Origin of the sequence: Rhizobium mesoamericanum STM3625 (assembly GCF_000312665.1) — a bacterium.
Taxonomy (GTDB): domain Bacteria; phylum Pseudomonadota; class Alphaproteobacteria; order Rhizobiales; family Rhizobiaceae; genus Rhizobium; species Rhizobium mesoamericanum.
Genome location: NZ_HF536778.1, coordinates 144,397 through 163,537, shown reverse-complemented (window position 1 = coordinate 163,537; position 19,141 = coordinate 144,397). Strand labels below are relative to the sequence as shown.

The following is a 19,141-nucleotide window of genomic DNA, read 5'->3' as shown; positions in this document are numbered from 1 at the left end:
AGCCTTCGCGGTCGATCTCGGCCAGCCGCGTCTTGGCGGCGAGTGCCTCGGTCGCGAGTTCGCGAATGAGCCGAGCGCTCATGCGCTCGGCCGGCACAGCAAGCGTCTGTTCAGCGGCGGCTTCGAGCGCGCGATCGGCGAGGTGTTCGGCGCGCGGGATGGTGCCGCCGGCCTTGAGATGGCGCAAGATGCGCTTTCTGCCAGCTTCGCGCAGTTCGGCGGGCGTGACATAGCGCGTGAGCAACTGCAGCGGTCCCTTGGTGGTGAGGTCGAGGCTGCGCTCCAGGCCGGGAAAGATACTGGTCAGCAGGTCATGCATGCGGGCCAGACGCTGAGTCTGGGCGTCGACCAGATCGCGGCGCCGGCTCACCAGCAGCCTGATCTCGAGGTCGAGCTCGGCGGCGGGTTCGATGGTGCGCAGATCGGTTCGGGTGCGCACCTGGTCGGCGATGGTGCGGGCGTCACGCGGATCGGACTTGTTCTCTCCGCCGACGGTACCCTGCCGCGCCCGGTTGATGGGCCAGACCCGGCACATGAACCAGAGCGAAGCCGGCCTCGGCCAGCATGGCCGTGACGAGCCCGGCGATGCCGCCACCACATCGAGGCCGATGCGCACCGTGCCGCCGAGCGCTCTCAGCTCTTCGATCAAGTCGGCGATCGCCCTCGGGGTATTCTCGACCTTGCGGTCTATATGGATGAGGCCATCGCCATCGATGGCCGCAACCCAGTGGATGTCCTTGGCAATATCCATGCCGACACTGATGCGCATTCTCCCCTCCAAGCGTTGAACAAGGTCAGGCGTCCCGCCCACGCCGTCGTCGCCCTATACAGCGATCAATCGCAGAGCCTAATCAGCGGTCGAGGCGGTGTGGCTGGCTGCTATGGATGGCTCAGGAGGCAGATCCCCCGGCAGCGAGGCGGCGCGGTCTTCGCCTTTCGAGGCAGACGTGGCGATCGTTTGAAGCTTCTTTATTTTGATGGCCAAGGCTTCTGCCTGTACTTGCGCTCGCGCAGGATGTATTGCGCCAGAAAGCCAGGCCCTCTATGCCTTTGCGCATGTCTGTGATCCCGCAGGCCAGGTACACCCGCACGCCGGTCCCTGGTCCGATCATGCCGCCCTACCTTGTTGATCTGTGAGAACAAGGCTTTCCGTGAGGCGGCGCTGCCGGGATGGTTTTCATGCTTGATTGTTGCCATTAGGCTGCCTCGGCGCAGATGGTGGCGACAGGCGACCAATTCCAGGGAAGCAGTTCGTCGAGGCGATTGATCTTGTGATCGTGGATGCGGTCGAGCAGATCGGCGAGATAGGCCTGCGGATCGAGGCCATTCATTTTGGCCGTTTCGATGGTCGTCATGGCACGTGCCAGTGTCTCCGCCCCCGTGTCTGCTCCTGCGAAGAGCCAATTGCGTCTTCCAACCATCAGCGTCTATAACGGGGAGGACGAATCCATCACCGCGCTGACAGACGACGGCATGGAGGAACTGGAGCAGATGCTCTCCTCTGCTCGCCGTTCAACCGACGAATGGAACGACTTCCTCGACTGCTTTGTCGACGACGAGGAGCTGGTCGCCCGCTTCAAAGCGAAATCTCCGCGGTAACAATCGGTCCGTTACCATGGTTTTCACCATCCCTCGACTGGGAATGATGGGCAAAGCCCCGCCTATGCCAAGAAGGTAGTGCGATCCCTGGCGGTCCACATGAGGCTTTCCTCGGGCGCTCGCGAACCTGCCGTCCTCCCGACCAGCTCGCTGGCGAAGAGTGAATCTCGTTTGCTCTCAGAGGTTTATTTTTATCGGTTGCCAGTATTGCGCTTGGGATCTTCCAGCTAGCGGCGGCTCCGCGGGCGAGTTTGACATCTTTATTCAGGGGCGCAATGAAGCAAATTGGCTAAGTCAGGCATTGTTGCTATAACCAGAAAAATCGGTCCGCCCAGGTCCGATTGCGACTGAGCAAAGGTCTTAATGCCGTATATCGCGTAAACAAGTGAGCTGTTGGGAAAAGGACTTCGGTGAGAGATAGTTTGACAAGGTATGCGGAAGCGAAAGGGCTGGTGGAGACCACGGATCCCGAAGTAGATAAGCGGGTTTACAGAAAGCCCGGTTTCGACGGTGCGATCACGGAACTGGGAGAGATGGAAGCTCTCATCAGCGGATTTTTGAAGAGGTCGCGCGAGGGCATCGGTCTGCCCCGCGCCGATGTTGCCAGGATGCTCGGTCTCTCAACAGCGGTCTATGGGCGCTACGAACGCGCCTTTTCAAAGATGAACGTCACGAGAATGATCCACCTCTGCGAAGTCTTAGGCTTCAAGCCGCTTGATATTATCTTCCATGCCGCTCCTCACCTCTGGGGCGCCACGCCAGAGGAAGCTGCCGATCGAATCGCTGTCGACCGGCTCATGAGGGAACTACCGGGCGAAGTAGTCGGTGATCTACTACGCCTCCTTAGGCGCCTCGTTCCACAAGACCATCAAACAGCTTTAGCATCCATCGGCACAGACGGCACCGATGCTTGAGTACAGATAAAGCGCAGCGTACTCCCTCTTTATCCTCAACAAATCTCTCGTGGGGGGCTACGAGCAGCGAGCCCGAATACGGAGTGACTGAGACGTAGCTCACCAGCCGCGGCGCGCTTGGTCATTCCCCTCAGGTAGCCGTTCGGTGATTTCACTTCGAGCCGGTTTGTTTTTCTACGGTGATGGCGACGGCAACCGCGGCTTGTTGCCGCCCCATCTGATTTATCGCGCTGCAGTGAACCAGTTCTGTTATCCCCACGAGACGGCACAAGAAAGGCGCAACCTGAACAAGGTCCGACCAGTTGCGTGGAGCGCATCCAAAGTCGGTGAGCGATGGCGCAGCACGCAAGACATCGCGAATACCTACCAAGACTGGACGATCAAAATTAATCGCGCTTGTTCGAATTTTTTGCTGATGCTGATCGAGCACCGATCTCGCATGCCCCTTTCCTGCTCGACGTTGGGCTGTTGCCGCTAGTGTTCCCGTTGGCAAGCCGTTACTTCCTAATTGATTAGGGAGTGTACTCTCGTGTTGCTTGTCGTTTGAGGCATACGGGTGTGTCGCTTTTTCGCCCGGATTACTTTCGGCGCTTGTTAGAAGCATAAGCCGATCCACGCAAGATTCGATGACGGCAGTAGCCCGGCGAAGCTTGTCCTCCGTTGCTTTTGCAGGGATACCTACGATATTGGCAACCCGATTGATGCGGTTGCCGATAGCCTGGACTGAAGTGCACCCTTCAAGGGAAGAAAGTGCGTAACGTACGTTGCGGAGCGCACCACGGTACCGCGCGGCAGCGGCGTCCTTAGCTCTCTTTTCAGCGCGTGCCCGGTTCACATTCTCGTTGAGCTCTCCGTAGCGTGCTACCAAGATCCGGAGATCTACCCCAAATCCTTCTGCGATCTCGCCATGCGGGTTTCGCACCGGATATCTCTTATAATTCCCACTGTCTTGCATTGTAACGAGGCCGAGGTCGAACAGTCGGGAAAGAATACGACTGACACGCCCGGCCGAACGGCCTACTTCGAAAGCCAGCTGTCGGTTTGACTTGAAGACGATTGGTCGCCCGGACCTGGAAAAAGCCTCGGTTGGAGCGGTGTTAACCAAAACTGTTAAAAGGTGACTTTCAGTCCCGTTTATGAGCCCGGTGCAAGGCAGCGTTTGCGCCAGCACGGCCAGCTGTCCACGAGTCACCGACCCGAGTTCAGTTGATTCTGCCAGGCGACGAAACGCTGTACGCGCAGGGGTAACCCTTCGTCCAACCGGCCGTCGGTCGTCCGTGTAATCTTCCATGTCCTGTCTCCAGTTGGGACCAGGCAAAGCTCCGCCGTCCACCGAAAGGCGTTTTATGTTGACAAGGAAGGAAGGGTCTGCGAAAACAAATTTGGCTTAATTGATCTCTTTCAGGCCCGCTTCCGGAGTTTTTCGGGAGCGGTTTTCTTTTTCTGGTTTCCTACATTCATTCTCCATCTACAGCCCGACTCGCGGGCTGCGTAACGTTGCGCTAAATTGCGGTTCAAGCTTATCGCAAGATATCAATTTGGCGCAAGCTATGGCCAGATCTTGCGAAACGGCCGCTGCATCTTCAGCCGAGCGCCTTTAAAAATCGCCTTTTATTGCGGGTAATAGTGGCTGGAAAATCTTAGGGACGACTATTTGTCGCGGATCCAAATTGGCGCGGCGGCTCGTCCGACCTTGGGCAAGGCCGCGACAGAAGACCCGGGCAGTGCGGCTCCGCTTGGTCTATCAAACCTTGAGGGGGAGCCATAGCTGGCTGAACCACGGCTGGCTGCGCCAGGCGCTCTTCCCGGAGGCTTCGCCGCCGGAACAACTGGCCAGTGTTGCAGGTGGGGAGGGGCAAACAGATTTTCGATCAGCTCGATTGGCTCGCCGGAGGCGCCGAATCGATCATCGTTGTTCTTGCGCGGCAAGTGACGCGGTGTCGACGGCGAACGTGTCAAATGTACGGCCTATTGTGATTTGTTCATGCGTTTCGCTCGTGTCCGTGGCGAGCGAATAAAGCCCTTAGTGGCGATGCGCTGGCGATGGCACGGTCGTCGTCAGCGACTGATTGGTCTGCTCCTGGAGAGCGAGTGCTGCCACGCGCATCGTATGCAGCGCCGATTAGTCGGGTTGGGTTTCAGCCCTTGATGCTTCTGCGTTGGACGCGAGCGCGATCCTGGAACAGCAACGGAAGATTTGAGCCAAATTGGCCCATGTTCGAAGGTCGTTAGGCTGTATCTCGTCCGCCGGTTTCTCCTCGGGCGCACCCCATTTCAACTGTGTTGAGCGGTAGAACACAGCACGTAGACGTGGCAAAGTCTTGTATTTAGGGCTATCCAGAATGCGCCAAAAATGATCACCGCGTGCACTTTCATGGTTTCACCCTGCAAACTTTCGCTTATAAAGATTATAGCAGTTTATTTTGTAAGGAATGGGTGGGACGGTCATTGAAGCAATGGGTCAAAGAGCACGGGTTGCGGGAAGTCGAGGATCCGGCTATCGGCAAGACGATTTACAGGAAGCCGTTTCAGGGAGTGATCGTCTTAAGCGCTGAACTCGAGAGGCAGATCAGTCTCAGCCTCCGCGAAGCGCGCAATAGGCGAAAGCTACCGCGATCAAAACTCGCGCCCATGCTAGGCCTCAGCGAGCAAGTTTATGGCCGGTATGAGAACAAGGTCTCACGCCTGACGGTCGGTCGCTTGATACATCTTTGCGAAGTTCTTGACGCTACGCCTGAAGAGATCATCGCGCCCGCCGCGCCCCATCTGTGGGGCGAAACGAAAGGCCGGGCGGAAGTGATCCTAACATGCATCAAAAAGCTCAGGTGCTTTGATGAAGAGACGTTGCGTGATGTGCTTAGCTTGTTGGCGCGACTAAGCGAGGGTGACGAGACTCCGACCGACGATGGGCTTAAAGTCATGACTCATGAGCCGAGGTCGCCTCATGTATAAGAGCGCCGAGCAGGATCCTTTGGGAGCGCCGGGCCTAAAGCTCGCCATTTTGCTTCCGAATAGACGCCGGAAATAATTGCGACGCCTCATCCGCCAGGATCTCGCGCATCCAAACGCTGGCCGGATCGCTATTATGGAGGGCAGGCCATTGCACGGCCTCATTGAAGGAAGGAAGCGGTAACGGCAGCTCCATTATCGTGAGCGGCAAAGTCTGCGCAAAATGATGTGCAAGGCGCGACGGCATGGTGCCTATCCGGTTCGTGTTGGATAGGACCGGCGGGATCATGCTTAACCCCTGTACGATGACCTCGATTCGCCTTTTGAATCCGTGCTGAAGCAGATACCACTCTTCGATAGACGGTCTGCGCGAGTTGCCGAATTTAGCCGCTACGTGGCCTAAGGACATATATCTGTCAAATGAAAGTGGCTCCGAAAGTTGCTCGTTTTTGCCGCAGCCAACACATACAAGCTTCTCTTCAAACAGCCTCATCTGCGGGTGAGCGGCGGGCATGAAAACCTCCGGTAAGATGAGGAAATCAACCTCGCCGCGTCGAAGAAGCTCATCATAGTCGTCCGCCAGAGGAAGAAACTCGAAGCTGGTGCCGGGCGCTTCGCGCGCCGCTCGCTTCACCACTTTATCGATGAAGACGAGGGTCATGAAGTCGGAGAGGATTATCCGGAAGCGGCGATCTGACTTAACCGGATCAAAGGGTTCGAACGATATCACTGACAGCTGTATTTGAAGTAGTGCGTCTCGCACTGCGGGTGCTAAGCCTTCTGCTCGTGGCGTCGGCACAAGCTCACGACCATTCATCCGGAACAAGTCGTCCTTAAAGTAGGCACGAAGCCGGCCGACGGCTGCACTCATGGCCGGTTGGCTTAGGTGGATGCTGCGCGCCGCAGCTGTAAGATTGCGCTCCGTCATGAGCGCGTCCATCGCCACGAGAAGATTTAAATCAAGTCCCTTAAATCGCATCCTAGTCATCCACCTTATGGATGGGTGTCATCCAAACAATCAATTTTACCGATCTTGCACGATGGTGCATTAGGAAAATGTCGTTAAGTCGACATGCGTGTCAAGAATAAAACAAGTATAAATCCGACGCTAGTTGTATAGCGGCGCGGAATAGATAGTTGATATCCGCCGGAGGAAAGATATTGACTGCCGAAGACATAGTATTTGGGTAGTCGAGGTGACTGGCGGGAAGTGGTGAATGCTGGTTTGGACCTGAGAAGTCCCCCTTGTATTGCAAGGCCAGAACAAGAGGAGCCAAGTCATGGGTTCGCAGGTAGACTGGAAGCTGCGCTGGGAAAACGAGTTGGATCTAGCGGATCATGTCGAGTTGGCGGATTTTTTTCGGAAAACTTACGGACCCACAGGAACATTCAACGCCAAGCCCTTCGAAGAGGCTCGGAGCTGGGCAGGAGCAAGACCTGAGCTTCGGGCTATAGGCTATGACGCCAGGGGCGTTGCGGCTCATATGGGTCTCCTGCGGAGGTTCATTCAGGTTGATTCAACCGACCTTCTGGTAGCCGAACTTGGGCTGTACGGGGTGCGCCGCGACTTGAAGGGTCTCGGTATCAGCCACTCGCTCCGTACGGTGCTGCCGGTATTGCAGCAGCTCGCTGTTCCTTTCGCGTTCGGAACTGTTCGGCCTCAGCTCCACAAACACATTCAGCGGTTTAGTCGGTATAGTCCGGTAACGATCTTAAAAAATATCCAAGTGCGTTCAACGCTGCGCGAGGCTCGGGTGGACAAGGCTCCCGTTCGCCTTGAGGACCCACTGGTCATCGTACTTCCAATAAGCAAGCTGATGTCGGACTGGCCAGCGGGGAATACAATCGATCGGAACGGACCAGAGCTATGACGCCATTGGATTGCTTATACGAGATCTCAAGACCTTGTGCAGACAGAGCGGATGCGCCGACAGTGTACCTCACGTTCGATGACGGTCCACATCCAATCTGCACGCCACAAATTCTCGATGTCCTTTCGGAGTATCAGGCGCCTGCCGCATTTTTTGTAATCGGAGTCTATGCCAAAGCCCAGAAACAGATTCTACAGCGAATGATCGCCGAAGGGCACCAGATCGCCAACCACACTATGACACATCCGGATCTGTCACAGTGCAGTGTGTCCGAATTGGAAGATGAAATCTTCACGACTGGTAGCACAATCTCTGCGGTCTGTCCCCAAGCCTGCCTCCGTTACATGCGTGCGCCATATGGGATATGGACTCAAGAAGTCCTCAAGACGTGCCAGCGCGCCGGCTTGGTCTCGATCCACTGGTCCGTTGACCCGCGAGACTGGGATTGCCCAGGAGTCGACGCCATCGTCACTGCGGTACTCGAAGGTGTACGGCCTGGGGCAGTGATATTGTTGCATGACGGCTGTCCTCCGAATGAGTTGAAGGCCGCCTCTGGGGCCTGCATCCGCTCCCAAACGATAGCAGCGCTTGCCCATCTCATCCCCGCCCTGCGCACTCGCGGTTATTCGATTAGCCCGCTTCCGCAAACTACTAAAGGCCATCCCCATGTTCCTGCTTGAGACTACCAGCACAGTGGCAATTTCGTTATATGCGGCGTTGTCGGCGGCTTATAAGAGCATGCAGGCTATCTACGCGCGCCCTTCGAGGTACCAACAAGCTTGTGGTGAGCCAAAAGGACCCGTGGCGCTCCCGAGCGTGGACGTTATCGTACCGGCATTTAACGAGAGTCCGGTTGCTCTTCGCGCTTGCCTCAATTCAATTGCGGGCCAACAATATACTGGAGATCTTTCTATCTACCTTGTCGACGACGGCTCAAGCAACCTTGATGCCGTCACGGCTGTGCATGCCGAGTTTGCGCGGGATCCACGTTTTACGATAATCCTGTTGGAGGAGAACGTAGGTAAACGGAAGGCGCAGATTGCCGCAATCCGTCGCTCATCCGGAGATCTGGTTCTCAACGTAGATTCAGACACCATCCTTGAGCCTGAGGTTGTCAAGAAACTTGCTTTGGCGATGCGCGACACCTCGATCGGCGCAGCGATGGGGCAGTTAGCTGCGAGCAACCGGCATGACACATGGCTGACACGGCTAATCGACATGGAATATTGGTTAGCATGCAACGAAGAGCGCGCCGCGCAAGCGCGCTTCGGCGCCGTCATGTGTTGCTGCGGTCCGTGCGCGATGTATCGCAGGACAGCGCTATCTTCGGTGCTCGATCAATATGAAACGCAGATGTTCAGGGGGAAGCGAAGCGACTTCGGCGAAGATCGACATCTGACCATCCTGATGTTGAAAGCAGGTTTTCGGACGGAATACGTACCCGATGCGATTGCAGCGACTGTCGTCCCGGCACGCATCCGACCGTACCTTCGTCAACAACTCCGCTGGGCACGTAGCACCTTTCGGGATACGTTTCTGGCGCTGGGCCTTTTGCCCAGCCTCGATCGTTTCCTCACACTAGATGTCCTTGGCCAGAACATTGGCCCGTTGTTGCTAGCGATAGCGGTTCTTGCGGGCATTGCGCAGTTCGCTCAGACTTGGACAATCCCTTTTTGGACCGTTTACATGCTAGCCGTAATGACAATTACTCGCTGCGCCGTTGCTGCGGCTCGAGCACGTCAGTTTCGGTTCCTTGGCTTTTCTCTGCACACGCTCATCAATATTTTCCTTCTTCTTCCGGTGAAGGCCTACGCCCTTTGCACTTTGAGCAACAGCGACTGGCTGTCGCGAGGTTCCACAGTCAAGAAGCCCCCTGCCGATGTGTCTACATCGGCCACGGATACATTCTCGCCGAGTACTCGTGCGCGCGGCAGTCATGCTCCCTTTCATCGATGCACTCTTGCGCGGGATGCTTCAAGGCCGATGGCTTACGACAGCCTCAGCAGTGAAGACTAATGCAGGAGAGACGGCAATGAAATCGAGTGGAAACTATAAACTTCTGAGCCGCGAGTTAGCTGCGGATGACCCGTGGCGGCTGGATGGAAGCCCTTTTGAACGAGAGCGCCACGCCGAAATGTTAAGGCTAGCACTTGCAGGAAGACCGATTGACAACGCACTCGAGGTTGGTTGTGCTGCTGGGGCGTTTACTGAGAAACTTGCGCCTCACTGCCGGCATTTGACCGTAATTGATGTCGTACCACAGGCAATTACCCGGTCGCGTCGCAGGACAAACAACCCAAAGAATATCAGTTGGATAGTCTCAGACGTTGGACAGTTCTCATCAAGAGAGATGTACGACCTGATCGTTGTTGCAGAAGTTCTCTACTACCTGGGGGAGATAGCACAGATGCGAGCAGCTATCAGCAACTTGTTGCGAATACTTGCTCCCGGAGGACACCTCTTATTTGGCTCCGCCCGTGATGCCAACTGCAAACGTTGGGGGCATGCTGCCGGTGCGGAGACCGTGATGACATTGCTCAACGAAACGTTGGTCGAAGTAGAGCGTGTTGAGCTGAAGGGCGGCTCTGACAACGAGGACTGCCTACTGGCTCGTTTTCTTAAGCCTCTTCTTGACCCCCGAATGACTGAGCGCTGAGATCTGGAGGTATTATGCGTATCTGTGGTATTAAGCTAACACATGACGGATCAATAGCTTTGCTAGAGGATCGTCGGCTGATTTTCTCCGTCGAACAGGAGAAGCGCGAAAACAACCCGCGATATCAGAATATCGACAACCTCGATACTGTCATCGATATTCTGGCGGATCACGGACTGAAAACCGACGATATTGACCAGTTTGTTATTGATGGCTGGGACGGCGAAGCGGAGTCTCATTTCAACGTATCCAGCGGTCAGGCGCCTCTGGTGCTGAGGGGCGGACCCTATGTTGAACGTCGGCCTGATGGAGTGCTTGATCCCGTAGAGGGGACAGGGCTAGTTATCGGCGGCAAGTCGTTTCCCTATAGGAGTTTTTCTCATGTCACCGGCCACATCGCATCTGCTTATTGCACGAGCCCGTTCGCTGCCGCCGCAGAGCCCTCTTATTGCCTAATATGGGACGGTTGCATCTTTCCGCGCCTCTACCACGTGGACCGCGGCGGCGCCCGGTTCCTGCAGTCGCTTTTTCCAATCATAGGCCAGGCCTATGCGGCTGCGGGGCATTATTTCGGACCTTACAAGCGCTCAAGCCAATTGACTTGGGACCTTGGCTTAGCCGGCAAGCTGATGGCCTTCATCGCGCTCGGATCGGCGCACGAAGACATCATTTCGATATTCCAGGAACTTCACGAGCAGCATTTCCTGTCGGGTACTAGCACAGACGACTACTGTGGATTCGGTACCGGCGACGCTGAGACCTCGTTGGCGTCTATTCACAAATTCTTCGATGCAAGTGTCGCGCGACTGGCCGGTAAGCCGGCCGAGGACGTGCTGGCTTCGTTCCATTCCTTCCTCGAACGTCTTTTGGTGCGCGAGATGGGCGCAGCAATGCTACGCCATCCATATCCGGGACCGCAGAATCTCTGTATCGCGGGCGGTTGCGGGCTGAATATCAAATGGAACAGCGCTCTTCGAAACACCGGTCTCTTTGCGCAAGTCTTTGTTCCTCCATTCCCTAACGACAGCGGGTCCGCCATTGGTGCAGCGTGTAGCGCGATGGCTGCAAGTGACGGCTTTGTTTCAATCGACTGGTCCGTTTATAGCGGCCCCGTTTTGAGGGACGCTGATGTTCCGCCGGGGTGGAAAGCCGCTCCCTGTAGCTTAGCGGATCTTGCGGCGCTTCTTGCAAAGAACGAACCTGTCGTATTTCTGACAGGTCATGCCGAGCTAGGGCCACGTGCCTTAGGCGGCCGAAGTATTATCGCATCGCCGACATCACCGGTCATGAAGGATCTCCTTAACGACATTAAGTTACGCGAGCATTTCAGGCCGGTTGCACCAATTTGTCTGGAAGACCGGGCGCCCGAGATATTCAATCCGGGAACACCAGATCCCTACATGTTGTTCGACCATCAAACTCGCGCCAATTGGCGCCGCGAGATCCCTGCAGTTGTACATCTTGACGGTTCGGCAAGGTTGCAGACCATGTCTCGAAACTCGACGCATCCAATCGCGCAGCTACTTGTTGAGTACGAAAGCCTCACCGGCATTCCGCTCCTCTGCAACACAAGCGCCAACCACCACGGGCGCGGCTTCTTTCCAGACGTCCGCTCTGCCTGTGATTGGGGAAAGGTTGCGAACGTGTGGTCGGCCGGCACCCTCTTCAGCAACGAACGTAACGAACGGCCCCGTGGTGATGAGGATGAATACTTTGGAGCGGCTACCGCATGACTTCGGTAGCAATCAAACTGCAGGGCGTCCGGAAATCTTACGGCGACAACTTAGTCGTGGAAAACCTGTCATTCAGTGTAAACGCCGGGGAGTGCTTCGGCCTTCTAGGTCCGAACGGCGCGGGGAAAAGCACGATCGCCCGAATGATACTGGGAGTTGCGCAGCCGGACGTAGGCAAGATCACAGTGCTTGGCATTTCGGTACCTGCCCGCGCCCGCCTGGCGCGAAGGCGGATCGGGGTTGTCCCTCAGTTCGACAATCTTGATAGCGAGTTTACGGTTAGCGAGAACCTACTGGTGTTCGGCCGATATTTCGGAATGAGAAGAGGCGAAGTAGAAAGAACTATACCCTCGCTCCTCGAGTTCGCTCGTCTGGAAGATAAGGCGCACGCCCGCGTAGGCGACTTATCTGGCGGCATGAGGAGACGTCTGACCCTCGCGCGCGCCCTGATCAACGACCCGCTTCTATTGGTCATGGATGAGCCAACAACGGGACTGGATCCCCATGCGCGCCATCTCATATGGGAGCGATTGCGCGCGCTGTTAGCTCAGGGCAAGACAATAATTCTGACAACCCATTTCATGGAAGAAGCCGAGCGACTTTGCGACCGCCTGTGTGTGGTCGAACGAGGTCGTATAATAGCGCAAGGTCGTCCACATTCGCTCATCGAGGAGCAGATCGGCTGCCAGGTCATCGAAGTATATGGGGGCAATCCACATGAAATGCAGGCACTCGTTGCTCCCCATGCCGAGCGGGTCGAGGTCAGCGGTGAAACGGTGTTTTGCTATGTCCGCAATCCGGAGCCGGTGCTAGCTCACTTCAGAGCCCGCTCAGAGTTGCGTGTCCTCCAACGTCCGCCGAATTTGGAAGACGTTTTTTTACGACTGACAGGTCGCGACTTGGAGACGAGAGCGTGAGGCATGTTATCGCGATGACGCTGCCGGCAAATGCATGGAACTGGATTTCGGTTTGGCTACGAAATTACCTGGCCTGGAAAAGGGTTGCCGTTGCATCAATCCTTGGCAATCTCGCTGACCCGATAATCTATATGTTCGGCTTGGGATTGGGTCTGGGGATGATGATTGGCCACGTGGAGGGCGCACCATATATAGCATTCCTGACAGGCGGTATGGTAGCCGCCAGCGCCATGACGTCGGCAACGTTTGAAACCATTTATGCCGCTTTTGCCCGAATGCAGACGCAAAGGTGGGAGGCCATACTCTACACGCAACTCACCCTCGGCGACCTTGTGCTTGGTGAACTGGTTTGGGCGGCCACAAAGGCGTTTCTTGCTGGTACCGGCATAATGATAGTCGCGATCGTTTTTGGTTATGCTCCGTGGACCGCGCTGTGGCCTGTACTTCCAGTCGTGGCGTTGACCGGGTTGGCTTTTGCCAGCCTCGCAATGGTAGTGATGGCGCTTGCTCCAAGCTACGAGTATTTCATCTTCTACCAGACGCTATTTCTGACGCCCATGCTCTTTTTATGCGGAGCGGTCTTCCCAGCCAGTCAACTACCACGAGTTTTACAGTACGCAAGCCAACTGTTGCCGCTTGCCCACGCCATCGACCTTGTCCGGCCAGCCATACTCGGGGAGCCGTGCCTCGGCTCTGGCCTGCATCTGGGTGCCCTCTGTCTCTATGCTCTTCTACCATTTTTTCTGGCAGTGGCGCTGCTGCGACGGCGCCTAATGCCCTGAAGCAACTATAGCCTTCGAAAGGAGTTTTGGTCATGCAGCGCCGCGCACTCGCCCGTAGTGGCCTGAATAGTAGCGGATCCGGCCCGGGAACTATGAGTCGGGGCGAGCTAAATACGGAAGATGAGGCACATTCCCAGCTGGATGCGACTCCAGAGGCTCGCATAAACTTCGTGGACGAGGCGGAGATGTACCCCGTACCCGGTCGTTTTTTTCGTTACAACGAGGAGCGGGCCCAAGATCCCGCACTCGCACACACGGCACTGTTTCGGAAGCACGGTGTTGGTTCAGTACATGGCTCCCTCGCATTCGTCATCGGCCGGCCGTTTGTCGCCAGTCCTCTCGTGGGCGCGAGCTCACTTGCACGAGTAAAACATAATCTTGCAGCGGTGGACCCGAAGCTGGCCGAGGAGCTTTTGGTCGGCATGCAGGCCATCTATCGCCGGTACGGACCCCTGTCGCCATGACCTTGATGCGACGAAAGCAACATTGGACAATCAGCTTTGGCCTTTATGGACGCGGACATTTTAAGGGAACAGTGCAATGAACGTTACGACAAGGTTGGCAGAACCCTTTGTCATTCTCGGCATGCCGCGAAGTGGCACGCATTATCTCGAAGCTCTCCTCAACCAGCACCCCGAGGTGCATAGCAGTGGCGAACTCCTCAACGCCTATGATGAAAATTGGTCAAATAAGGATCGGCTGTTATTGCCCGACCGAGAACTACTGGCATACGCCTATTGTAGCCTGCCGCGGATTGACAAGAATTTGCTACGTATCGGCTGCAAGATTAACGAACCTCAGTTCGAGGAGCGGCCAGGTTTTTTCGATGAGCTCGCCAGGTGGCCGGGGCTAAGAGTTATTTTCCTCAAAAGGCGAAACACTCTCGAGTCTTTGCGGTCGCTAGTACAAGCAAGACAGAGCGGGAAGTGGTTAAAGTTACGGTCGATCCACGATGCAGCGCCTCCGCCGAGCGTTCGGCTGCGGATTGAGGACTGCGAGATCTATTTCCAAAAGGCCGAGCAATTCCTGTCAAAAGTAAGAGCTTCGTTCGCACCATTCAACCTGCTGGTTATCGATTATGAGGATCTGATCAGCGATACTAACGCGTGTCTCTCCCATGTTCTGAGGTTTATGGGGCTAGCACCATTGCAGCGGGTGCTTGAAACAGCCATCGAGCGTCAGGAAACAAGATCGCTTGAGCGATCTATCCAAAATTATGATGAGCTAAGACTCCACTTCCAAGATGGGCCGTATTCAAAATTCTTTGACGACGCCTGCCAGCACGTTGAGCTCTGATATGCGGCAAAGCCATCTTCGATACCTTGAGTCTGAAGCGATCCATATCATCCGGGAAGTCGCTGCCAACTTTTCGCGCCCCGCTATCTTGTATTCCATTGGTAAGGATTCCTCGGTTCTGGTTCACCTTGCAATGAAAGCATTTTTCCCCTCGAAACCGCCTTTTCCGTTGCTGCACGTGGATACGCAATGGAAGTTTCGCGAGATGATAGAGTTTCGTGACCGTACCGCAGACCACCTTGGCCTGGAGCTCATCGTGCATGTTAACCGCGAGGGTGTTGAACAGGGCATCAACCCTTTCAACGACGGTGCCAACACATACACGCACGTCATGAAAACGTTAGCTCTCCGCCAAGCACTTGACAAGTATGGCTTCGATTCAGCGTTAGCGGGTGCTCGTCGGGACGAGGAGAAGTCGCGCTCGAAAGAACGCATCTTTTCGGTCCGAAGCGCGCAGCACGCTTGGGATCCAAAACGCCAACGCCCGGAGATGTGGAGGACGTATAATACCCGACTGGGCTCGGGTGAAACGATGCGTGTCTTCCCCCTTTCGAATTGGACTGAGATCGACATCTGGCATTACATTCAGATGGAGAAGATCCAGGTGGTGCCGCTGTATTTTGCAGCACGCCGTCCGACGGTTCAACGCGGTGACCTAATCATCATGGTCGATGACGAGCGTATGCCTCTTCGACCCGACGATCAAATCTCGCACTCCATGGTGCGCTTCCGCACCCTCGGCTGCTACCCTTTGACAGGGGCGCTTAGGTCGCGAGCAAGGAATGTGCCCGAAATTCTGGCAGAGATCGCCGCCACGCGCACTTCGGAGCGCCAAGGGCGGCTGATAGATCAGGACGAGGCTGGCGCACTCGAGATGAAGAAGCGCGAGGGGTATTTCTGATGTCAGGCTCTCTAGTAAGAGCTCCAAAACTCCGTGGCGCGGACACTTGGCCCGCTCAGGCGAAGTCACCACTTCGGGTGATAACCTGTGGCTCAGTCGACGACGGAAAGTCAACGCTGATGGGACGACTGCTGTGCGATGCGCAACTGGTGTGCGAAGATCAACTGGCCAGCCTGTCTTCTGCCAGGGGTCACGGCGACGGTGAGCAACTGAATTTTGCGCTATTGTTGGATGGCCTCCAAGCTGAGCGGGAACAGGGCATCACCATTGATGTCGCGCATCGGTTTTTTTCGACCCCGAAGCGCAAATTCATTGTGGCGGACGCGCCAGGCCATAATGAATATACGCGGAACATGGCGACAGGAGCGTCTACCGCAGATCTCGCTGTTATTGTGGTGGATATCCGGCAGGGAATTCTTCGTCAGACGAAGAGGCACACGCATCTCTTATCACTTCTCGGGATTCGTCACATTGTTCTCGCGGTCAACAAGATGGACCTCGTAGGATATAGCGAATCCAAGTATCTGGCTGTTCTCAACGACTTTAGGGCCTTCACCGAAACCCTCGGGTTTGCAACCGTAGATGCCATTCCGATGTCGGCGCGGTTTGGAGACAATGTTGTCTTTCGGTCGAAAAACGTTCCGTGGTACGCGGGCTCAGTTCTTCTTGAGTATTTGGAGGATTTCGAGGTTTGCTCCACTGAAAAGCATAAGGTGCCGCGTTTCCCGGTACAGCTTGTCATTCGCCCCCATTCCGACTTCCGCGGCTACGCCGGTAGAGTAGCATCCGGTACGATTCGCGTCGGTGACCCCGTCGTTGTTGCAAAATCAGGCTCGCATTCGTCAGTTGCAAAGATTGTGACTGCTGACGGGGACCTTTTGTCCGCAAGAGAAGGTGACGCAGTCACACTGGTCCTTTCCGACGAACTGGATGTCTCCCGAGGCGACATCCTCGTATCTCCCTCGTCGCGTCCATATGTGGACGATCACTTCCAAGCCTGCCTCATCTGGTTCGACCCTGATCCGATGCGTCCAGGCCGGAGCTATCTGTTAAGGACGGAGAACGACAGTGTCGAAGCGACCATTACGGCGTTAAGGCACCGCGTTGATGTTGATTCTCTACTCTGCCAGCCAGCAAGTACGCTGGAGATGAACGAGGTCGGAGTGTGCAACATCTTGGCGCAGAGGCCGCTCGCATTCGACGCATACGAGCAGAATCGTTCGACCGGAAACTTCCTTTTAGTAGACAGGGCAAGCGGCGCGACCGTCGGCGCCGGAATGATGGTTTCTCCCCTTCGCCGCCCTAGCAATATACATCTGCAATCCCTTGACGTTTGCAAAGCTTCCCGTGCCGAAATTAAGGGACAGCAACCAGCAGTCTTATGGTTTACGGGGCTGTCCGGATCTGGAAAGTCAACGATTGCAAACGCACTGGAGACGTTGCTCCACGCCAGTGGCAAGCATACATATATTCTTGATGGCGATAATTTGCGCAACGGACTCAATCGTGATCTTGGGTTCGGTTTCGTTGATCGAATCGAGAACATCCGGCGGGTGGCTGAGGTCGCGAAACTCATGGCCGACGCGGGGCTCATAGTCATCTGCTCATTCATCTCCCCTTTTAGAGAGGAGCGCCGTATTGCTCGGGAGCTTATGGATGAGGGAGAGTTTGTGGAAATCTTCATTGATACGCCGCTGGAGGAATGTGTGAGACGTGATCCGAAGGGACTTTACGAGAAAGCGTTGAAAGGTGAGATCACGGATTTTACAGGGGTTTCGTCGCCATACGAACCTCCTGAGCAACCCGAACTGCACCTCAAGACGGTTGGTCATGAACCGACGATACTGGCTCGTGAAATCGAGAGCTTCCTCAAGGAGCGGACCAGGACGCATATTGGGACGTAATTCTGGTTAGGACATCCTATCGACAGGTGAACATCCGGACCATGAGGTCGTGTACGGCAAGTCCTGCAAATAGCCTTCGTTCTCAGGAACATCTGGCATGCCAGTATTCTGGCCTGCCTAGTCGAGCAGACGACGCGCTTCAACAGTTATCGGCAGGCGAGTGTCATCTGGCAGATCTGGCAGGAGAAGTCGCCACCCATTTCGTAACAGGACGGAGCCGCCCCAGAGGCTCTCTTTTTCGAACTCGACTATTGGCTCTTCCAAATCCTTCTTTGGTACATATGCAGATAAGCCCTCAGGTGAACGCCGGATCATGACCTTCATCCTGCTAGTCCTTGGGCAGGCAAACACGCGCCCATGTGGTCTTTCCCGCAGGCGAGTTCTCTTGCTCGCATACCGACAATAGCCTCCGCTTCGGTCCATTCATCCGCGTTGATGTAGAATTGCTGGAGAAAAGTGCCAACGTCGAGCACATGGCCGCTGTCTAACTGCCGCACCAAGGTTCCGCCAAAGCGCTTTCCTGGATCGGTGCCGTCGTTCTTGACGTCGATCCTCGCTATCACGAGGTCACCGGGCAAGAATACTGGCCTTGAGACGATCTCTACCTGCGGCGAAATTGCAATTTGCATAATTTACCTCTTGTCCTGAAATGGCCGACGTGTGCGTGATCTGCGGTTAGGCCGGGACGCAGGTTTGAGCGACCGGACAGATTGAGACGCATTGCTGTGTGTCGAAGTGGTCTTTGCACTCCGTGCACTTCTCAGGGTCGATAACATAATTGTCGCCCTTAAATTCGATCGCATTCGAAGGGCATTCGAATTCACATGCACCGCATTGTGTGCATTGAGAAGTAATGATCTTGAAAGCCATTCATCCGCTCCTTTCCTGTTTGAAGGGTCTCAAGCCATCGCGTATCCAGCACTTGTTTCAGCCGCATAGACGGCGCTCATGGCAGTTTCAATATAATGGAACCCATGTTCGTCAACGGCACGGATGCCGGCGTTGCCAAGTCATCCAAGCGATCTCGAAGTGCTTTCAATTCCCTGGGGGTAGAAGAGCGCTGTCCTGTGAGGCCGAAAAAAGTGCCGTGTGCTGGATCCGAAATGAGCGGCATAATGTTGTGCAGAAACGCTCTCGGCTCCTTAACCCATCTGTTCACCTCAACCAGATGCCTATCATTCACGCCGGGATCATAACCGAGTTTATCTTCCCCGCTCCGCCATCATCTCCAGGCTCAGCGTCTGCGGCCTGTGCAATATTTCAGCGGCGTCCCTCCCGGTGAGGGTTTTGCGCTGGGCAGGCTGTCACGCGAACTCAATAATGTGGTCACTAAACACCTCCATTCTTTGTGAACATGACGGGCTATTTAGCAACATCTGTGCCAAGTCTGATGGTTGCCAAGCCGACTAGGTTGATGCGGATCTCGTTGGCAGCAAGAAACCACTGCTGTAGCATTGACGTCTTGGCAACAGCTGGATGTAGTGATCCCAACGTTACATTCCGCGCTTTTTCGTTTGCGGTAAGAAAATGGTCATCAACACCTCCCTTCAAGAGGTGCCGACACAATCCAAAATCGATGCTGCCGCATCCTGCCGAAGTGGCGCTAGTCACCTGGAACC

Annotated in this window: 21 protein-coding genes and 2 pseudogenes; 14 read left to right on the top strand and 9 right to left on the bottom strand. The window is 55.5% G+C overall.

Going from position 1 to position 19,141, the window contains the following annotated elements:
* Window positions 1–769: IS110 family transposase (locus BN77_RS29450; RefSeq protein ID WP_051177325.1), on the bottom strand; the 769-nt coding region annotated here is incomplete at its 3' end.
* Here BN77_RS29450 and tnpB point away from each other — a divergent pair.
* Window positions 692–1,066, top strand: coding sequence for an IS66 family insertion sequence element accessory protein TnpB (gene tnpB / locus BN77_RS36080; RefSeq protein WP_085989879.1), 375 nt, complete (start codon window positions 692–694; stop codon window positions 1,064–1,066). The two genes, BN77_RS29450 and tnpB, sit on opposite strands and share 78 nt — an antisense overlap.
* Window positions 1,067–1,196: 130 nt before the next feature.
* On the opposite strand, the pseudogene BN77_RS29445 reads toward tnpB, so the two are convergent.
* Window positions 1,197–1,418, bottom strand: a pseudogene (locus BN77_RS29445) (transposase domain-containing protein); the annotation flags it as partial.
* On the opposite strand from BN77_RS29445, the gene BN77_RS29440 reads away from it, so the two are divergent.
* Entirely contained in the window at window positions 1,354–1,599 is a 246-nt protein-coding gene (locus BN77_RS29440; protein ID WP_244426286.1) for a hypothetical protein, read from the top strand. The pseudogene BN77_RS29445 and the gene BN77_RS29440 sit on opposite strands and share 65 nt — an antisense overlap.
* Before the next feature lie 410 nt (window positions 1,600–2,009).
* Window positions 2,010–2,513 carry a helix-turn-helix domain-containing protein gene (locus BN77_RS29430; RefSeq protein WP_007539218.1) on the top strand — a complete coding sequence of 168 codons (504 nt, stop codon included), beginning with the start codon at window positions 2,010–2,012 and terminating at the stop codon, window positions 2,511–2,513.
* Between the two features lie 151 nt (window positions 2,514–2,664).
* Here the strand turns inward: BN77_RS29430 and repC are convergent, their stop codons facing one another.
* A complete protein-coding gene (repC, locus tag BN77_RS29425; protein WP_007539216.1) occupies window positions 2,665–3,804 on the bottom strand; it encodes a replication initiation protein RepC in 1,140 nt (379 codons plus the stop codon).
* Window positions 3,805–4,961: 1,157 nt separating this feature from the next.
* Here repC and BN77_RS29420 point away from each other — a divergent pair.
* Window positions 4,962–5,465 carry a helix-turn-helix domain-containing protein gene (locus BN77_RS29420; RefSeq protein WP_028749486.1) on the top strand — a complete coding sequence of 168 codons (504 nt, stop codon included), beginning with the start codon at window positions 4,962–4,964 and terminating at the stop codon, window positions 5,463–5,465.
* A 34-nt stretch (window positions 5,466–5,499) separates the two neighbouring features.
* On the opposite strand, the gene BN77_RS29415 is transcribed toward BN77_RS29420, so the two are convergent.
* A complete protein-coding gene (locus BN77_RS29415) occupies window positions 5,500–6,441 on the bottom strand; it encodes a LysR family transcriptional regulator (RefSeq protein WP_007539212.1) in 942 nt (313 codons plus the stop codon).
* 301 nt (window positions 6,442–6,742) lie between these two features.
* Here BN77_RS29415 and BN77_RS29410 point away from each other — a divergent pair, with 301 nt between their 5' ends.
* The 10 genes from BN77_RS29410 (at window position 6,743) to cysC (ending at window position 17,522) form a co-directional block, all read left to right on the top strand.
* On the top strand, window positions 6,743–7,333 hold the full coding sequence (locus BN77_RS29410) for a NodA family N-acyltransferase (RefSeq protein ID WP_007539210.1): 591 nt from the start codon (window positions 6,743–6,745) through the stop codon (window positions 7,331–7,333).
* Entirely contained in the window at window positions 7,330–8,013 is a 684-nt protein-coding gene (nodB, locus tag BN77_RS32975; protein WP_007539208.1) for a chitooligosaccharide deacetylase NodB, read from the top strand. Before BN77_RS29410 ends, nodB begins: the two co-directional genes overlap by 4 nt.
* Window positions 8,000–9,349, top strand: coding sequence for a chitooligosaccharide synthase NodC (nodC, locus tag BN77_RS29400; protein WP_007539206.1), 1,350 nt, complete (start codon window positions 8,000–8,002; stop codon window positions 9,347–9,349). The genes nodB and nodC overlap by 14 nt, the downstream gene beginning before the upstream one ends.
* Complete coding sequence (gene nodS, locus BN77_RS29395; protein ID WP_040679092.1) at window positions 9,270–9,989, top strand: nodulation methyltransferase NodS; 720 nt, start codon at window positions 9,270–9,272, stop codon at window positions 9,987–9,989. Before nodC ends, nodS begins: the two co-directional genes overlap by 80 nt.
* 14 nt (window positions 9,990–10,003) lie before the next feature.
* On the top strand, window positions 10,004–11,722 hold the full coding sequence (gene nodU / locus BN77_RS29390) for a nodulation protein NodU (RefSeq protein ID WP_007539202.1): 1,719 nt from the start codon (window positions 10,004–10,006) through the stop codon (window positions 11,720–11,722).
* Window positions 11,719–12,639, top strand: coding sequence for a nodulation factor ABC transporter ATP-binding protein NodI (gene nodI / locus BN77_RS29385; RefSeq protein WP_007539201.1), 921 nt, complete (start codon window positions 11,719–11,721; stop codon window positions 12,637–12,639). The genes nodU and nodI overlap by 4 nt, the downstream gene beginning before the upstream one ends.
* A 14-nt stretch (window positions 12,640–12,653) precedes the next feature.
* On the top strand, window positions 12,654–13,421 hold the full coding sequence (locus tag BN77_RS29380; RefSeq protein WP_040679149.1) for an ABC transporter permease: 768 nt from the start codon (window positions 12,654–12,656) through the stop codon (window positions 13,419–13,421).
* A 540-nt stretch (window positions 13,422–13,961) separates the two neighbouring features.
* Window positions 13,962–14,717 (top strand): sulfotransferase, encoded by a 756-nt coding sequence (locus BN77_RS29370; protein ID WP_007539196.1) that lies wholly within the window; start codon window positions 13,962–13,964, stop codon window positions 14,715–14,717.
* A 1-nt stretch (window position 14,718) separates the two neighbouring features.
* Window positions 14,719–15,618 (top strand): sulfate adenylyltransferase subunit CysD, encoded by a 900-nt coding sequence (gene cysD / locus BN77_RS29365; RefSeq protein WP_007539194.1) that lies wholly within the window; start codon window positions 14,719–14,721, stop codon window positions 15,616–15,618.
* On the top strand, window positions 15,618–17,522 hold the full coding sequence (gene cysC, locus BN77_RS29360) for an adenylyl-sulfate kinase (RefSeq protein ID WP_007539192.1): 1,905 nt from the start codon (window positions 15,618–15,620) through the stop codon (window positions 17,520–17,522). The genes cysD and cysC overlap by 1 nt, the downstream gene beginning before the upstream one ends.
* A 117-nt stretch (window positions 17,523–17,639) precedes the next feature.
* On the opposite strand, the gene nifT is transcribed toward cysC, so the two are convergent.
* The 5 genes and pseudogenes from nifT to BN77_RS34530 all read right to left on the bottom strand — a co-directional run.
* Complete coding sequence (gene nifT / locus BN77_RS32970; RefSeq protein WP_016558493.1) at window positions 17,640–17,846, bottom strand: putative nitrogen fixation protein NifT; 207 nt, start codon at window positions 17,844–17,846, stop codon at window positions 17,640–17,642.
* Complete coding sequence (locus BN77_RS29355; RefSeq protein WP_007539191.1) at window positions 17,843–18,151, bottom strand: nitrogen fixation protein NifZ; 309 nt, start codon at window positions 18,149–18,151, stop codon at window positions 17,843–17,845. Before BN77_RS29355 ends, nifT begins: the two co-directional genes overlap by 4 nt.
* A 46-nt stretch (window positions 18,152–18,197) precedes the next feature.
* Complete coding sequence (locus BN77_RS32965) at window positions 18,198–18,392, bottom strand: 4Fe-4S binding protein (RefSeq protein ID WP_007539188.1); 195 nt, start codon at window positions 18,390–18,392, stop codon at window positions 18,198–18,200.
* A gap of 142 nt (window positions 18,393–18,534) precedes the next feature.
* Window positions 18,535–18,802, bottom strand: a pseudogene (locus BN77_RS35370) (nitrogenase cofactor biosynthesis protein NifB); the annotation flags it as partial.
* An 82-nt stretch (window positions 18,803–18,884) separates the two neighbouring features.
* Window positions 18,885–19,141: hypothetical protein (locus BN77_RS34530; protein WP_208856491.1), on the bottom strand; the 257-nt coding region annotated here is incomplete at its 5' end.

Excerpts from the sequence above, each read along its gene's own strand:
- tnpB (WP_085989879.1), top strand. The coding sequence starts at position 692 with ATGGATGAGGCCATCGCCATCGATGGCCGCAACCCAGTGGATGTCCTT.
- BN77_RS29440 (WP_244426286.1), top strand. The coding sequence starts at position 1,354 with ATGGCACGTGCCAGTGTCTCCGCCCCCGTGTCTGCTCCTGCGAAGAGC.
- repC (WP_007539216.1), bottom strand. The coding sequence starts at position 3,804 with ATGGAAGATTACACGGACGACCGACGGCCGGTTGGACGAAGGGTTACC.
- BN77_RS29415 (WP_007539212.1), bottom strand. The coding sequence starts at position 6,441 with ATGCGATTTAAGGGACTTGATTTAAATCTTCTCGTGGCGATGGACGCG.
- BN77_RS29410 (WP_007539210.1), top strand. The coding sequence starts at position 6,743 with ATGGGTTCGCAGGTAGACTGGAAGCTGCGCTGGGAAAACGAGTTGGAT.
- nodB (WP_007539208.1), top strand. The coding sequence starts at position 7,330 with ATGACGCCATTGGATTGCTTATACGAGATCTCAAGACCTTGTGCAGAC.
- nodC (WP_007539206.1), top strand. The coding sequence starts at position 8,000 with ATGTTCCTGCTTGAGACTACCAGCACAGTGGCAATTTCGTTATATGCG.
- nodS (WP_040679092.1), top strand. The coding sequence starts at position 9,270 with ATGCTCCCTTTCATCGATGCACTCTTGCGCGGGATGCTTCAAGGCCGA.
- nodU (WP_007539202.1), top strand. The coding sequence starts at position 10,004 with ATGCGTATCTGTGGTATTAAGCTAACACATGACGGATCAATAGCTTTG.
- nodI (WP_007539201.1), top strand. The coding sequence starts at position 11,719 with ATGACTTCGGTAGCAATCAAACTGCAGGGCGTCCGGAAATCTTACGGC.
- BN77_RS29380 (WP_040679149.1), top strand. The coding sequence starts at position 12,654 with ATGACGCTGCCGGCAAATGCATGGAACTGGATTTCGGTTTGGCTACGA.
- BN77_RS29370 (WP_007539196.1), top strand. The coding sequence starts at position 13,962 with ATGAACGTTACGACAAGGTTGGCAGAACCCTTTGTCATTCTCGGCATG.
- cysD (WP_007539194.1), top strand. The coding sequence starts at position 14,719 with ATGCGGCAAAGCCATCTTCGATACCTTGAGTCTGAAGCGATCCATATC.
- cysC (WP_007539192.1), top strand. The coding sequence starts at position 15,618 with ATGTCAGGCTCTCTAGTAAGAGCTCCAAAACTCCGTGGCGCGGACACT.
- nifT (WP_016558493.1), bottom strand. The coding sequence starts at position 17,846 with ATGAAGGTCATGATCCGGCGTTCACCTGAGGGCTTATCTGCATATGTA.
- BN77_RS29355 (WP_007539191.1), bottom strand. The coding sequence starts at position 18,151 with ATGCAAATTGCAATTTCGCCGCAGGTAGAGATCGTCTCAAGGCCAGTA.
- BN77_RS32965 (WP_007539188.1), bottom strand. The coding sequence starts at position 18,392 with ATGGCTTTCAAGATCATTACTTCTCAATGCACACAATGCGGTGCATGT.